The organism is Streptomyces marispadix, from assembly GCF_022524345.1.
GTDB classification, from domain to species: domain Bacteria; phylum Actinomycetota; class Actinomycetes; order Streptomycetales; family Streptomycetaceae; genus Streptomyces; species Streptomyces marispadix.
The window spans coordinates 1,030,186-1,044,939 of record NZ_JAKWJU010000002.1 but is presented as its reverse complement, the minus strand read 5'-3'; the positions used below and the strand labels follow the sequence as shown (position 1 = coordinate 1,044,939).

Genomic DNA, 14,754 nt, shown 5'->3' with positions numbered 1-14,754 from the left:
GCGTGCGGACTCAGCCGCCGAGTTCGTCTTGTTCGCCGTACTCGTCGCAGCGGTCGAACTCCCCGGCCGCTTCGGCTTCTTCGGCCGCTTCCGCGGCGGCGCGGCGGGCCTGACGCCGCCCCTCGTAGCGCTCCCTGCGGTTGCTCGCCTTGACCATGCCCTGCCACTCCTTCACACAGCCGCGCCTGTTGCATCCCGAGCAGCAGGTGTGGGTGAACAGCAGCGCGTCGGGGCGTTCCCAGCGGCAGCGGGTGTCCGTCTCCTCACGCGTCGGCTTCGGCGGCAGATCGCAGTCGCCGTGGCGGTGATCGTGGACGGGGCGGGGGCGGTGCTCCGCGTGGCGGACCCACAGCGGCTTCGTCTTGTCCGTACGGGACATCGCGTTCCTTCCGGAACCGCCGCCCGTGCTCCCGGACTCTCCGGGCGGGCGGCTAGGTTCGGAATCTCACGGCGATCCCCTCCTTCCTTCTCGCTCAGGGCCGTTCGTGCCGTCGGCCCGGTACACCAGCAGATACCGCCACCACAGCAGCCGCCGCAGCGTCGAACCTGGCAGCAGCCTTGCGGCCTCCGCACGCGTCTGGGCGTACGACATCGGCGGCGGCCAGACCATCGGCACCTGCACCGCGGCCTGTGGCCTTCGCCGGTGCAGCAGCCGCTGCGTCGTCAGCAGGGCCAGCGCGGGCACGGCGCATACGAAGTCGGCCGGGGTCCGGGCGGGACAGAGCCCGAGTACGGCGAGGACACCGCCGGGGGCGAGGGCCTTGCGCAGCGTCAGCACCGTGTCGAACGGCATGTGGTGGAGGCTGGCGATGCATGAGATGAAGTCGTAGTGCCCGTCGGGGAGTTGGTCCGCACGCACATCGGCCTGACGGAACCGCGGACTGGGGCCCGTGCCCGGTTCCGGATTCCGGCGCGGCCCCCGGCCCGGGTCCGGTCCGGCGTCTGTGCCGCTTGCGCTGCCGGCCGCCCGCGCCGCCTCGATGACGCCCGCGTCGCGGTCGACGCCGTCGACGTCCAGGCCGTGCCGGGCGAGCAGCCGCGCGAAGCCTCCCGTACCGCATCCGACGTCCAGGGCCGTACGGGCACCGTCGGGCACCTGCTTCAGCAGCAGGGGGTGGTAATGACCGTTGAAGTCTCTCGCCACGCCGACCGACCCTACGGCGCCCGCGAGACGCGCACCACGGATTTACACCGGTCGGGCAGGGACGGTCAGCAGGGACGGAAGCACGGGCGGCGGCAGGGACCGGAGCACGGGCGGTGTGCGCGGACCGCGCACGGCACCCCTTCGGTCCCACGTGCGGCCACACCGGTTCCGACGTGCGCGAACGCATCCGCGGCAGCCCGTAGGACCGTAGGGGGAACCTCCTGCGGACCTCTTCCGTCAGAGCCGTGAAGCAGGAGGTAGATCAAAGATGCGACGCAGCACGACAGGTACCACCCGACGCAGGGCCGCGCTCGTCCTCGCCCCGGCGATGGCCGCCGTGGCGCTGACGGCGACGGCGTGCGGGGGCAGCGAGCAGACGGTCAGCAGCGAACCCCCTGAGAAGCAGACTCGTTTCGAGAAGCGCGCGGCGCAGATCGAGCAGACCTGGCCGAAGGTGGACAAGACCAAGGGCAGGCACCTCGACATGCTGCCGCTCGAAGCCGCTCAGCGGCCCGTGCACGGCAAGGAGGACCACCTGACCGTGACCGTGGGCCACGGCGGATGCGAGACGAAGTACGGGGCGCGCGTGCAGGAGACCGACAAACTCGTGATCGTCTCGGGCTGGTCGAAGAAGGACAAAAAGGCAGACTTCTGCACGAAACAGATCGTTACCGACAAGGCGAAGGTCGAGCTGAAGAGCGAACTGGGCAAACGCACCGTCGTCGACGCGGCGACGGGCAAGACGCTGCTGAAGGGCTGATGCACGCCTGAAAGACGCCGCCGAGCGGGCGTGCGCCCCCGCAGCACCGGGTACGCGCCGACGCCCCTCGGCCACGGACCGCCGGTTGGCTCCCGGCTGGCAGGCCCCGCACCACGAGCAGTGGTGCGGGGCCTGCCGTGTGCGGACGCGCCTCTGATAGTTTCGGCCCGACCTCGTCCTTTTCACGATCGACCAATACAACGACGCGGCGGCCAGGGGGACTTGAGGAGCATCCGTGCTCTCTCTCGTGTCCGTCGCGGACAGGAGCCTGTGCGTGAGCGAGGCACTGCCCAGCGGCCAGAGTGCGCCCACGGTGCTGCGTATCGTCCTCGGCAAGCGGCTGAAGGAGCTGCGGGAGAGCCGGGGCATCTCGCTGGAAGAGGCGGCCAAAGCGCTGAGCGTGAGTCATCTCACGATCCGCCGCATCGAGAACGCCCAAGTCAGCCTGAAGATCCCCTATGTGAGAGAGCTGCTGAGGCTCTACGCCGTCTCCGACGAGGAGGCCCGTGACTTCACGGACATGGCCGAGCGCGCCAACGAGCCCGGCTGGTGGCACAACTACAAGACGGCACTGCCCGACTGGTTCCGCGCCTACGTCTCCCTGGAGACGGCGGCGCAGGTCATCCGCGTCTACGAACCGCACTACATGACGGGCCTGTTGCAGACGCGCGACTACGCGAGGGCCGTGATCCGCGCCGGGTTCCCCTACGAGCCCGACGACGCACTGGAACACCGCGTCGATCTGCGGCTGCGCAGACAGGCCCTGCTCCAGTCCTCCGAAGCACCGTCCCTGTGGGTGGTGCTGGAGGAGGCCGCGCTGCGGCGGCTGGTCGGCGGGCCCGCGGTGATGCGCGCGCAGATCGAGCATCTGCTGGAGGCCGTGAAGGACCCCCGCATCACGCTGCGCATCCTTCCGCTGGCCGCGGGCGCGCACTCGGCGACGAGCGGCCACATGACGTACTTCCGTTTCAGGGAACGGGAGTTGCAGGACATCGTCTACACCGAGGTCGGCCTCACCAGCGCCGTCTATCTGGACCAGCGTCCCGACGTCGTCGCCCATCTCGAGGCCTACACCCGCATCTCGCGCCTCGCCTCGGAACTGCTGCCCGACCCCCGCACGTATCTCGACCAGCTCCGCAAGGAGTTCAGCCGGTGAGGAACTCCTCGGAAGTCGACACGAGCAGACCGCACGCCGCACGCCTCTACGACTACTACCTGGGCGGCAAGGACTGGTTCCCCGTCGACAAGGAGGCGGCCGAGCAGGTCAAGAAGATCTTCCCCGAGGCGGAGAAGGGGGCCCGCGCCAACCGGGACTTCATGCACCGCGCCGTGCGCCACGTCGCCCGCGAGTACGGCGTGCGGCAGTTCATCGACATCGGCACCGGCATACCCACCGCGCCCAATCTGCACCAGGTCGCCCAGGAGGTGGCCCCCGAGTGCGCGGTCGTCTACGCCGACCACGATCCGCTCGTACTCGAATACGCCGACGCCCTCATGCTCAGCACTCCCGAGGGCCGAACCGCCTATGTACAGGCCGACGTTCGCCATGACTCCGTGCTCGACAGCCGCGAGGTGCACGAGACGCTGGACCTGGATCGGCCGGTCGCCCTGTCGCTGCTCGCGTTGCTGCACTTCGTACCGGACGAGCACGTCCCGCAGGCCATCGTCCGCTCGATGCTGGACCGGCTGGCGCCCGGCAGCTTCCTGCTTCTCTCCCACGCCACCGCCGACTTCGACGAGGACGGCCACCTGGAGGAGGTGAAGAAGATCTACGAGGAGGGCGGAACGCCCGTGCAGATCCGCGACAAGGCGGAGATCGAGGTCTTCTTCGACGGGCTGGAGCTGATCGAGCCCGGTCTGACGCCCACACACCGCTGGCGTCCCGACGGGCCCTCCACGATCAGCGACGCGGAGGCCTTCATCTACGCGGGCGCGGCCCGTAAGCCCTGAAGCGGGTACGGGCCTGCCCTCGCGGCGCGGGGCCTTGGAGGCGGCACCGGGCGCTGCATTCCGCGCCCGGAGCCCGGCGCCCGGAAGGGTCCGTCGTCGGACCGCAGCCGACGAACCCTCAGCGATGGGTCCTCAGCGATGGGCTCTCAGCCGATGAACCTCGGACCGATGAACCGCGAACCGATGGGCTCTCAGTCGATGCCCCGCCAGATGTTCGGCTCGAAGCTGGTCTCTTCCTCGTCCTCGACGCCGGCCAGCAGCCACAGCGGCGCCTCCAGCCACACCCCGGGCGGCAACGGCAGTTCGTCCTCGCCCGTCACGACTTCACTCGGCGACCCTGACGGCGAAGCAGTGGCCATGGGCACTGTCATGGTCATCTCTGTGTCAACTCCCCTGAACGACTCGGGCGCGGTGGGCGTTCGGGCACGACGAGTCGTGGGATGCGACCCGCTCCCGTAAGGCCCCCGCACTTCGATTCTCACCCGAGTGAGCGCACCCCGCAGCCCGAAAAATCAGCGCGGCACGCGGTGCCGGAGCGCGGCCGGGCGGCGACCGGCGGTCACCGTCCGCATACGCCCTGGCAGTGGAGAGGGGCGGAGGCTCAGCCGACGAGACGTGCCGGGAAGCCTCCGGTCGCAATCGGCCCCCAGTGCCGTGGCGTCACGCGGATCAGGGACTTGCCCTGCTTGAGCATCGCGGCCCGGTACTCGTCCCAGTCGGGGTGTTCGCCGGAGATGTTGCGGTAGTACTCGACGAGCGGCTCCACCGAGTCCGGGGCGTCGATGACTTCGGCGTCCCCGTCGATCTGCACCCACGGGCCGTTCCACTCGTCGGAGAGCACGAGGACGCTCACCCGCGGATCGCGGCGCGCGTTATGGGTCTTGGCTCGTTCCGGATACGTGGAGACGACGATTCTGCCCGAGTCGTCCACGCCGCACGTCAACGGCGAGGCCTGGGGCGAGCCGTCGGCCCGGCGGGTGATCAGCAGGGCACGGTGGCGCGGGCGCACGAAGTCGAGGAGACCGGCCAGCTCGACACGTGTGTTGGTGGCGATGGAAGGGCTCATACCGCCGAACGTAGTTCATCGGGCCCCCACGCGCGCCCGTCGCGTCACCAACGGCTCCCGCGGCCCGTGGCGTCCGCCGCCGGGCGTCGTCGTGCGGGGGGAGGTCTCAACTCCCCGTGGGGCGGCCGCAGTCGGGGCCGCGGCGGGGGAGAGGCGTTCTCGGCGGCGCAGCGCACGGTACGGCGGGTCCGGCGGGGTCCCGGGGCCACGGCCAGTCCCGGCCCGGTCCACCGGTCTCAGGTGTCGCAGTCCAGCACGGAGCGGCACAGCCCGCACCGCGCCTTCATCCGCCCCCGCACGGGCACGCGGATGCGCTGCTGGCACGTCGGGCAGGGGAAGGACACCCGCACCGGCGAGCGGCTCTCGAAGGCGTACGAGTAGGCGTCGGCGTCGGGCGGATACGGGGTGGCGCGGGGACGGGCCAGCGCGTGCCGCCGGTCCCGCGTATAGCGGCGGCGGCCCGCCCAGCCGGAGGCGGCCAGCGGCGGCCGCGTCTCGTCGGCGCGTGCCAGCCCGCTGCCCTTGAGATACGCCTCGTAGGCCTGCGGGCTGGTGAACCACACTTCGGGGCCCTCACCGAAGACCGCGGCGCGCTTCGCCAGCACGTAGCCGAACTCCTCCGGTGTGAGATAGCCCAGCTTCTGCGAGGAGACCTGGTCCTGCCGGAAGGCGTCCAGCAGCAGCCAGCCCGCACCGAGGTAGGTGGTGGCGGTGTCGGTGAGGATCTCGTTGTCGCGGGTGCCGTGGAAGGCGAGGCCGAGGCGGTGCAGATACACATGCATCACCTCGTGCGCGAGGGCGGCTCCGATGTCGCGTCGGTGGTGCTTGAAGCGGGCGTTGAGTTCGATGAAGTACTCGGGGCCCGCGGCGAGTTCGACGTGTGCTGCGTGTTCCATCTCACGGAAGCTGACGATCATGCGGGCGTCGGGCAGCCGGAACTGCTGCACCATGACGCGGGCGACGCGCTGCACCCCGGTGTAGAGGTCCTCGTCGTCGGAGAAGGCCACGTCGGCGGGTGACACGCTGACGTCGAACTGCCGGACGGTGTCTGGCGAGAGGCGCTTGTAGAGCGCGGTGACGGCGGCCCGCACGGTCGCCAGGTGCGGGAAGCCCCGCTCCACGGCGTCCGCGGCAGGGCCGGTCGGCGCGTCCTGTGCCGTCATCGACAACACCCCCGGAGTCTCCTCGTCCACTGTCACTGTACGGGCGAGGGCACGGACCGCGCGGCGTCATAGGGTCGGAGCAGGTCACCAACCCGCGAACTGGAACGGCAGGCATGGCGAAGACCCACGGCGAGACCAGCGGCACCGGCACCCGGTCCGGTACGCAGCCCGGTACGGAATCCGGTACGGAATCGGCACCCGGAACGGAACCGGGGCCAGGCACGGAACCGGCATCCGCGAACGACCCGGGACCCGAAGGTACGGAAGGGGAGCCCGGAGCGGCCGCCCGCGCCGGGGCGGGAGGCGCCCGCGCGGCAGGCTCCCGGGAGGACACCACCGCGGGCGTGGACGAGTCCGTACGCGCCGAGCTGATCGCACTGCGCGACAGCATCGACAACATCGACGCCGCTGTGGTGCACATGCTCGCCGAGCGTTTCAAGTGCACACAGCGCGTCGGACGCCTCAAGGCCGACCACGATCTGCCGCCCGCCGACCCGGCGCGCGAGGCACGTCAGATCGCGCGGCTGAGGGAGCTGGCCGTGAGCGCCAAACTCGATCCGGCCTTCGCGGAGAAGCTGCTCAACTTCGTGATCGCCGAGGTGATCCGCCACCACGAGACGATCGCCCGTACCTGACACGAGCGGCGGGGCGTGCGGGGCGCACACGGCGGCGACGGCGAGGCCGGCCGCCCGGACGCCCCGCCCCTCGCGGCCCTCGTGGCCGCGGGCGGCGCGCTCAGCGCGTGGGCGCGTCGTCCTCGCCGATGTGGTGGACGCGTACGAGGTTCGTGGACCCGGGGACTCCGGGCGGCGAGCCCGCGGTGATGACGACCAGATCGCCCTTCTCACAGCGGCCCAGCTTCAGCAACTGCTCGTCGACCTGGTCGACCATCTCGTCGGTGCTCTGCACCATCGGGCCCGTGAGCGCCTCGACGCCCCAGGTCAGGCTGAGCTGCGCACGCGTGGCCGGGTCCGGGGTGAAGGCCAGCACCGGCACCGGAGAGCGGTAGCGCGACAGCCTGCGCACCGTGTCCCCGGACTGTGTGAACGCCACCAGATACTTCGCGCCGAGGAAGTCGCCCATCTCCGCTGCCGCACGCGCGACCGCACCGCCCTGGGTGCGCGGCTTGCTGTGCTCGGTCAGCGGCGGCAGGCCCTTGGCGAGCTGTTCCTTCTCCGCCGCCTCGACGATGCGTCCCATCGTCCTGACCGTCTCGGCGGGATGCTTGCCGACGCTGGTCTCGCCCGAGAGCATCACGGCGTCGGTGCCGTCCATGACGGCGTTCGCCACGTCGGAGACCTCGGCACGCGTGGGCCGGGAGGCTTCGATCATCGAATCGAGCATCTGCGTGGCCACGATGACGGGCTTGGCGTTGCGGCGGCACATCTTGATCGCGCGCTTCTGCACCAGCGGCACCGACTCCAGCGGCATCTCCACACCCAGGTCGCCGCGGGCGACCATCACACCGTCGAACGCGTCGACGACCGACTCCAGGTTCGTCACGCCCTGCGGCTTCTCCAGCTTCGCGATCACGGGGAGGTAGCGGTCCTCCTCCGCCATGATCCGGTGAACCTCCTTCACGTCGTCGCCGCTGCGCACGAACGAGAGCGCGATCACGTCGGCGCCCGTGCGCAGGGCCCAGCGAAGATCCTCGACGTCCTTGTCCGACAGGGCGGGCACGGAGACCGCGACGCCCGGGAGGTTGAGGCCCTTGTGGTCGGAGACCATTCCGCCCTCGACGACGACGGTGTGTACGACCGGCCCGTCGACGGAGGTCACCTCCAGCGTGACGCGGCCGTCGTCGACGAGGATGCGTTCGCCAGGCGAGACGTCGTGGGCCAGTCCGGTGTAGGTGGTGCCGCAGCGGGAGCGGTCGCCCTCCACCTGCTCGACGGTGATGGCGAACTCATCGCCGCGTTCAAGAAGTACCGGCCCCTCGCGGAATCGGCCGAGGCGGATCTTCGGGCCTTGAAGATCGGCGAGCACGCCCACGGCGCGGCCCGCCTCCTTCGCGGCTCTGCGCACCCGGTGGTAACGCTCCTCGTGCTCTGCGTGCGTGCCATGGCTCATGTTGAACCTGGCGACGTCCATTCCCGCCTCTACGAGCGCCTTGATCTGCTCGTACGAGTGGCTGGCGGGTCCTAGTGTGCTGACGATCCTTGCGCGGCGCATGCCACGAGCCTAGGGCTTACCCACAGGTAGAGACCGGCTCACGGAGGATTCGTCAACATCCTTGGCCAAAGCGGTCATTGACAACTTCTAAAGTGAGATGGCGCTTGCTCCGATGAGCGCGTTCAAGGCGGGTGCGCCGGGCTCGCCCGTCCTTGCCCGCCCTCGCGTCAACGGCCCCGGCCGGGCACATCGCCGCGCTCCGCGCTCGGGAGGTTCAGAGGGCGGGCCTGCTCATCAGGAACCGTGCGTTGACCTGCGCCTGGACCCGTTGCCGCTGCGGCTCAAGATCCAGCGCCGGAGCCGCCTCGCCCCCGTATCCGGCGGGACGGCCCCTGAACGACGGAGCGGAGGCGGGCGCTGCGTTCTCCGCGCCCAGATCCGCCAGCTCCAGCAGCGCCACCAACTCCGCGTCCAGCGCCGCCGCATACTCACGCGCCCTCGTCACGGCCTCCCGCACCGCCTGCTGCCGCGCCTCGCGATGCGCGGGCGAGTCCTCGCGCAGCGCCCACCAGGGGCCCTCCACCCTCGTCATCTCCAACTCGGCGAGCTGCGTGGTCATCTCGCCGAGCGCCGTGAAGTCACCGACGGTGGCCGTGATCCGCACACTTCCGTTGTAGGTGCGCACCCGTTCACGGCGGCCCTTCTCCGTCAGCTCCGGCGACACCGAGAACGTGCCCGTCGCCAGCTTCTCCACGGCTTCGCCGTACTCCTTCAGCAGCTCCAGCACATTGGAGTTGCGGCGCGTCAGCGACTCCAGCGCCTCCCGCCGGTCGGTGCCGCGTGCGGTGACCGTCACCGCGATGCGGGCGATCTCGGGATCGAACTCGAGGCTGGCCTCGCCGCGCACGGCCAGCCTCGGCTCGTCGGGCGTGCCGTAGGGGAGGGGGCCGGCGGCTGCGGAGTGACCGGGTGTGTTCGTCATACGGTCAACTCTCGCAGAACTCCCATGAGGCGCGCGGGAGATCATCCGGGATGCCCGGCCCGCCGCCGAGCCCGCGCACATCCCGCAACGGCGGGGGCGAGCCCTGGGTGTGCCCCGTGGCGAACCCGTGCCGAACCCCGCATCCCTCGCGGCTGCTCACGGCCGTCTCGCCCCTGCCTCGTTGCTAGGTCATGCGCAGCGGCCGGAAGTCCGAGTGCTGCGGGTCGGCCTGCTCGGCCACGCCCGGCGTGCCGCTGGCCAGCGGCCCCTCCGGCCGCAGCCCGAACGTCGTAAAGGCCGTACGCCTCGGGATGCGGTAACTCTCCTGCTCCGTGAGGGAGTTGAGGATCACCGCGCTGCGGTGTGCGGCCAGTCCCAGATCGGGCGCGCCCACACCGTGCGTATGCCGCTCGGCGTTCTGCACATACACCGCTCCCGACACCGACCGGTCCGTCACCAGCCGGTACTGCTCGTCGATGCGCAGCCGCTCAGACGCGTCCCGCCGCAGATACGGCTCCAGCGACGCGAGCACGCTGCCCAGCGGCCGCTCCCGGTAGCCCGTCGCCAGCACCACCGCATCCGTCGCCAGTCGCGTACGTACGCCCTGCTCGACGTGTTCCAGATGAAGCTCCACCCGCGTGGCACCGATGCGCCCCGCCGTGCGGACGGCGACCCCGGGGGTGAGCACGGCGTCCGGCCAGCCGCCGCTCAGCGTCCGGTGGTACAGCTCGTCGTGGACGGCGCCCAGCGTGCCGTGGTCGACGGCCTTGTGGAGCTGCCACTGCCGGGGCACCAGCCGGTCCCTCACGGACTCGGGCAGCCCGTGGAAGTAGCTGGTGTAGTCCGGGGTGAAGTGCTCCAGGCCCAGCTTGCTGTACTCCATGGGCGAGAACGCGGCGCTGCGCGTCAGCCAGTGCAGCCCCTCCCTGCCGACCGGGCGGCGGCGCAGCAGATCCAGGAAGACCTCCGCCCCGGACTGGCCCGACCCGATGACCGTGACATGCCCGGCCTCCAGCAGCCGCTCACGGTGGTCGAGATAGTCCGACGAGTGGACCACGGGCGCGCCCGCGCCCACCGACGAGGCCAGGGCACGCAACGGCTCCGGCACATGCGGCGCGGTGCCGACGCCGAGGACCAGGTTGCGGGCGTAGGAACTGCCCTGCGCCACAGGCCCGTCGGAGCCGAGACGAGTGAAGTCCACCTCGAACAGGCGCAGTTCGGGGTGCCAGCGCACCGATTCCACGCGGTGGCCGAAGTGGACGCTCTCCAGGCCCTCGCAGACCCAGCGGCAGTACGCGTCGTACTCGGCACGCTCGATGTGGAAGCGCTCCGCGAAGTAGAACGGGAAGAGCCGGTCGCGTGCCTTGAGGAAGCTGAGGAAGGACCAGCGGCTCGCGGGGTCGGCGAGCGTCACCAGGTCGGCGAGGAACGGCACTTGGAGGGTGGCGCCCTCGATGAGCATGCCCGGGTGCCACTGGAAACCGGGGCGCTGCTCGTAGAACGCCGTGCGCAGTCCGGGCAGCCCTTCGGCGAGCGCGGCGAGTGAGAGGTTGAACGGGCCGACGCCGACGCCCAGCAGATCCAGCGGCGGGCCGTCCTGCCCGCCGTCGGCGGCGGCGTCCGGGCGGCGCCGCCCGGCCACGGGGGACCCCGGCTGGGCCTTCGCCTGGGCAGGCACGATGAGCGGACGGTCGGCTGTCGTCATGACCGGGGCCTCCTTGCGGTGCCGGGGGTGCCCGTGCTGGCTTTCCTGCTGCCTCTCACATCGGCGGTGCCGTCCGTGCCGCTCGTGCCGCTCGTGCTGCCCGTACTGCCCGTACTGCCCGTACTGCTCGTACGGGCGGCGCCGTGCGCAGCGGCCGTGACTGTGCCCGTGTCTCCGCCGGTCGGCGGCGAGTACGGGTCCGGGCGCCCGGGCCCCGGCGGAGGAGCCGACGGCACGGCGTCCCTCACCAGCTTGAGCAGCGCCTCCAGATCGGCGCGGCGCGCATACGGATTGAGCAGCGTCGCCTTCAGCCAGAGACCGGAGGGCAGATCACCGCCGCTGCTTCGCCCCTGGTGCCCGAGGCCGGTGCCCTCAGGCCCATCGCCCCCGGGCGCAGCCACGCGGGCCCGCCCCAGCACCGCACGGCCGTCCGCCAGCAGCCGTCGCCTCACCGAGGCCACCGCCTCACCGTCGGCGCCCACGGGACGGAACAGCACCGTCGACAGCTCCGGCATGCCGAACAGCTCCAACGCCGGGTCGTCCGCCACCAGTTCGGCCAGCTCCCGGGCCACCGCACACGTACGCTCCACAAGGGCGGCCATCCCACTGCGGCCCAGGGCGCGCAGCGTGACGGCGATCTTCAGAACGTCGGGCCGCCGCGTCGTACGCAGCGAGCGGCCCAGCAGATCGGGAAGCCCGGCGTCGCTGTCGTCGCCGGCGTTGAGATAGTCGGCGCGGTGGTCGAGCGGCGCGAGGTCCCCGCCGTCCGGCACCGCGAACAGCCCTGCCGCGACCGGCTGCCAGCCCAGCTTGTGCAGATCGAGGGTGACGCTGTGCGCCCGCTCCAGCCCGGCCAGCCGCCCACGCAGAGCGCGGCTGAAGAGCAGCATGCCGCCGTACGCCGCGTCCACATGGAGCCGCGCACCGAACTCCGCGGCGACATCGGCCAGTTCGTCCAGCGGATCGATAGCGCCCGTATCGGTCGTACCGGCCGTCGCGACCACGAGTACGCCCCCGCACGGGCGCCCCGCACCGAGCACCCCGCGCAGCGCCTCCGCGCGGAGCACCCCGCCCGGCGTGGGCACGAGCAACGGCTCGCGCAGCCCCAGCAGCCACGCCGCACGCCGCACGCTGTGATGCGCGGAATCCCCGCATACGACACGCACATCCGGACCGAGACGCTCACGCGCGAGCAGCAGACCGAGCTGATTCGACTCCGTACCGCCCGTGGTCACCAGCGCGTCCGGCGCTGCGCCCCGCTCGCCGTACACGAGCCGCGCCAGCCCGGCACACGTACGGGCCTCCAACTCCGAAGCGGCAGGCGCCTGATCCCATGAGTCCAGCGACGGATTGAGCGCACTCGCCGCGAGGTCGGCGGCAGCGGCCACGGCCAGCGGGGGGCAGTGCAGATGCGCCGCACACAGCGGATCGGCGGGATCGGCCGCCCCCTGGGCCACCATCCGCACCAGTGACGACAGCGCCTCACGCTCACCCGTGCCGTGCTCCGGCAGCACACCGCCGCGCAGCACCCCACCGACCACCTCGGCCAGCCGGCGCGGGCCGCCGCCGGGCAGCGGCCCGCAGCGCCTCGCCGCGCCCTCCTCCAGCGCATCGGCCACCACGGCCGTCAACGGCCGCAGCGCGGCGGCCCCTTGGGTCCCGCCCGCGAGCAGCGGCGCGGCGCCTGTCTGTGCGGGCACGGTCGGGAGCGGCATGAGCGGAGATCCTTCGCCGTCGCGGTCCCACAGCTCCCCGGCCCGGAGGCACACGAACGGCGCCGCCGGACCGGGGAGGAGTGTCGAGATGGCCCAACTTACGTGCGCACGCCGTGCGTTGATCTCGATACCGGTCCGGTTCGCCCGAAGGGGTGACGCGGCGCCCGAGACAGCGGTCCCGGGGACCCCGGAGCCTGCCCGGCGTCACGAGGCTCCCCGGGGCACGCTCACCCCGGGGAGCCGGCCGTGCGCGACCGCGGCGTCTCGCCGGTGCCCCTCACCGCCCGGCGCGTCCGGTCACGGGTAGGACGTCACCGTCGCCACGTTCTTGTCGGCGTTCGCGGGCCCGCCCGTGTCGTTGACGACGTGCTCGATCGTGCCCGTACCGCCCAGCGACACCGACGTCATGTGGTGAAGCTTCACGCCCTCCGCCCGCGGCACCTCGAACGAACGGTCCGCGACGACGGACTTGTCGACGTTGAAGAAGCAGTAACTCCCCAGCCCGAACGCCTGGTGGTCCTTCACGGAGCCGTCGACCTTGTAGGCCGCGTAGCCGCGAGTGTCGCCGTTCATCCACGCGTCCTGATTCGGCGGGTCGTAGGGCAGCTCGTTCTGGAAGAAGTACGTACGGCCCCGCTCGCCGTTCCAGATCACCTGGTACTTCTTGTAGTGCTCCGCGAACAGCCCGTAGGCCGTCACATCACTGCCGTTGACGACCAGACCGGTGTCGGCCGGGTTGGTCTCCCAGCCGACGCCGTCGCCGTGGTCGGCGCGCCACAGCCACAGATGGTCGGCGATCACATGGGAGCTGTTGATGACGAGGCTGGTCTCCGACTTCGCCTCACCGGCACCGCCGATGCGTACGAACACATCGTGCAGCGACGTCGGGTTGGCGGAGTGGTCCGCGTCCGCGCCCTTCGGGCCGATCTCGATGAGCGTCGGCGAGTTCTTCGCGCCCGCCTCGACGAGGAAACCGGCGAGCTTCACGCCGTCCACGTCCGCCACCTTCAACGCCGCGTCGCCTCCGGCCGGCATGAGCGTGGCCAGGCCCAGCCCCAGCACGACGGTGTTCTTCTCCGTCACAGCCAGCGGCTCGTCCAACTCGTAGACGCCCGGCGTCAGCAGCAGGTGCTTGCCGTCCTTCAGCGCCGAGTTCAGCTCCTTCGCCGAGTCGCCCGCCTTCGCGATGCGGAAGCCGTCCAGCGGCAGCGACTCGCCCTTGGGCGCACCGCCGGACCAGCTCGCCCCCGTGGAGTCGGCACGCAGCGCGGGCACGAACACCTGGTACGCGCCGCCCTCGTCGACGTACAGATAGGGCTTCTCACGCACCTTCGGCGTCGCCTCGACCGTCGTGTACGGGGGAGAGGGGAAGCCGTCGCCGCCCGGGGCGTTCTTCGCACCCACGAAGACCATGTTCCAGTTCGCGCCTTCCCAGCTCTTCCACTCGGTGTTGCGCGAGAGCCACTGCTGCTGCGAACCGGAACGCACCTGGCCGTCGACCACCGTGTCCGCCATCAGACCGCCGCTCGACCAGCCGCCGTCGTCCAGCTCCAGATCGCCCTTCACATGCATACGCCGGTACGGGGCGGCCTGGGAGACGGCCCAGCGGTCCTTGCCGCCCTTCGGCGTCACCGCGATGCCCTCGGCCGAACGCCAGAAGTTCTGCGTGGCGTTGCCGTCGAACCAGTCGGCCTCCGCGTGCACCGCGCCCGAGACCTTCACCTCGTCCGGGGTCAGACCGAGACCGGCGACCTGGGTGAAGAAGCCGACGTTCACATCGGCCTCGTAAGAGCCCGGCTTGAACAGGAACGCATGGCGCGCCTTGCCGAACTGGGCCTTCTCCTGCTCCTTGAAGACCGCGTCGACCTTCGCCTGGATGTCCTTCGCGGACGTGTCCGGGCCGAACACGGACACGTTCGGGCCGAAGTCGGGCTCCGCGGCGGACACTCCGGACCGGCCGGCGAGACCGAGGGCGGAGGCGGCCTTGGGCGCGGCGGCCACGCCGGCGCCGCCGAGCCCGGCCGCGGCGATCGTCGCCAGCACCGTACGGCGGCGCACTCCCGTACGGGACGGCGGAGCGGAGGCGTCCGCGGCGACCGGCTCGCTGCCGGGGTCACCGCTGCCGCGGGGCGAGTGGGGTGTGGGGGACATGGGGTC

At 71.2% G+C, this 14,754-nt stretch carries 14 protein-coding genes; 4 read left to right on the top strand and 10 right to left on the bottom strand.

The window, feature by feature from the left end:
• Positions 1–10: 10 nt before the first annotated feature.
• On the bottom strand, positions 11–379 hold the full coding sequence (locus tag MMA15_RS04560; RefSeq protein ID WP_241057677.1) for a hypothetical protein: 369 nt from the start codon (positions 377–379) through the stop codon (positions 11–13).
• 66 nt (positions 380–445) lie between these two features.
• The gene (locus MMA15_RS04555; protein WP_241057675.1) at positions 446–1,144 is read right to left on the bottom strand and encodes a class I SAM-dependent methyltransferase; all 699 of its coding nucleotides are present in this window, start codon (positions 1,142–1,144) and stop codon (positions 446–448) included.
• Positions 1,145–1,412: 268 nt separating this feature from the next.
• On the opposite strand from MMA15_RS04555, the gene MMA15_RS04550 reads away from it, so the two are divergent.
• The 3 genes from MMA15_RS04550 (at position 1,413) to MMA15_RS04540 (ending at position 3,854) form a co-directional block, all read left to right on the top strand.
• On the top strand, positions 1,413–1,904 hold the full coding sequence (locus tag MMA15_RS04550) for a hypothetical protein (RefSeq protein ID WP_241057674.1): 492 nt from the start codon (positions 1,413–1,415) through the stop codon (positions 1,902–1,904).
• Positions 1,905–2,139: 235 nt separating this feature from the next.
• Positions 2,140–3,060 (top strand): Sco1979 family transcriptional regulator, encoded by a 921-nt coding sequence (locus MMA15_RS04545; protein ID WP_372498177.1) that lies wholly within the window; start codon positions 2,140–2,142, stop codon positions 3,058–3,060.
• Positions 3,057–3,854, top strand: a complete 798-nt coding sequence (locus tag MMA15_RS04540; protein ID WP_241057673.1) for an SAM-dependent methyltransferase — start codon at positions 3,057–3,059, stop codon at positions 3,852–3,854. Before MMA15_RS04545 ends, MMA15_RS04540 begins: the two co-directional genes overlap by 4 nt.
• A 191-nt stretch (positions 3,855–4,045) precedes the next feature.
• Here MMA15_RS04540 and MMA15_RS04535 read toward each other — a convergent pair whose 3' ends face one another.
• The 3 genes from MMA15_RS04535 to MMA15_RS04525 form a co-directional block, all read right to left on the bottom strand.
• Positions 4,046–4,231, bottom strand: coding sequence for a hypothetical protein (locus tag MMA15_RS04535; RefSeq protein ID WP_241057672.1), 186 nt, complete (start codon positions 4,229–4,231; stop codon positions 4,046–4,048).
• 224 nt (positions 4,232–4,455) lie between these two features.
• On the bottom strand, positions 4,456–4,920 hold the full coding sequence (locus MMA15_RS04530) for a PPOX class F420-dependent oxidoreductase (RefSeq protein WP_241057671.1): 465 nt from the start codon (positions 4,918–4,920) through the stop codon (positions 4,456–4,458).
• Positions 4,921–5,156: 236 nt separating this feature from the next.
• Complete coding sequence (locus tag MMA15_RS04525) at positions 5,157–6,083, bottom strand: hypothetical protein (RefSeq protein WP_241057669.1); 927 nt, start codon at positions 6,081–6,083, stop codon at positions 5,157–5,159.
• Positions 6,084–6,427: 344 nt separating this feature from the next.
• Here MMA15_RS04525 and MMA15_RS04520 point away from each other — a divergent pair, with 344 nt between their 5' ends.
• Positions 6,428–6,718, top strand: a complete 291-nt coding sequence (locus MMA15_RS04520) for a chorismate mutase (RefSeq protein WP_241062984.1) — start codon at positions 6,428–6,430, stop codon at positions 6,716–6,718.
• A gap of 100 nt (positions 6,719–6,818) precedes the next feature.
• Here the strand turns inward: MMA15_RS04520 and pyk are convergent, their stop codons facing one another.
• From pyk to MMA15_RS04495, 5 genes are all read right to left on the bottom strand, one after another.
• A complete protein-coding gene (gene pyk, locus MMA15_RS04515; RefSeq protein ID WP_241057668.1) occupies positions 6,819–8,255 on the bottom strand; it encodes a pyruvate kinase in 1,437 nt (478 codons plus the stop codon).
• A 214-nt stretch (positions 8,256–8,469) separates the two neighbouring features.
• Positions 8,470–9,177, bottom strand: coding sequence for an SIMPL domain-containing protein (locus tag MMA15_RS04510; protein ID WP_241057667.1), 708 nt, complete (start codon positions 9,175–9,177; stop codon positions 8,470–8,472).
• A gap of 184 nt (positions 9,178–9,361) precedes the next feature.
• Positions 9,362–10,882 carry a lysine N(6)-hydroxylase/L-ornithine N(5)-oxygenase family protein gene (locus MMA15_RS04505; protein WP_241057666.1) on the bottom strand — a complete coding sequence of 507 codons (1,521 nt, stop codon included), beginning with the start codon at positions 10,880–10,882 and terminating at the stop codon, positions 9,362–9,364.
• A complete protein-coding gene (locus tag MMA15_RS04500) occupies positions 10,879–12,597 on the bottom strand; it encodes a pyridoxal phosphate-dependent decarboxylase family protein (RefSeq protein WP_241057665.1) in 1,719 nt (572 codons plus the stop codon). The genes MMA15_RS04505 and MMA15_RS04500 overlap by 4 nt, the downstream gene beginning before the upstream one ends.
• A gap of 297 nt (positions 12,598–12,894) precedes the next feature.
• Entirely contained in the window at positions 12,895–14,748 is a 1,854-nt protein-coding gene (locus tag MMA15_RS04495; RefSeq protein ID WP_241057663.1) for a pectate lyase-like domain-containing protein, read from the bottom strand.
• Between the last annotated feature and the right edge of the window lie 6 nt (positions 14,749–14,754).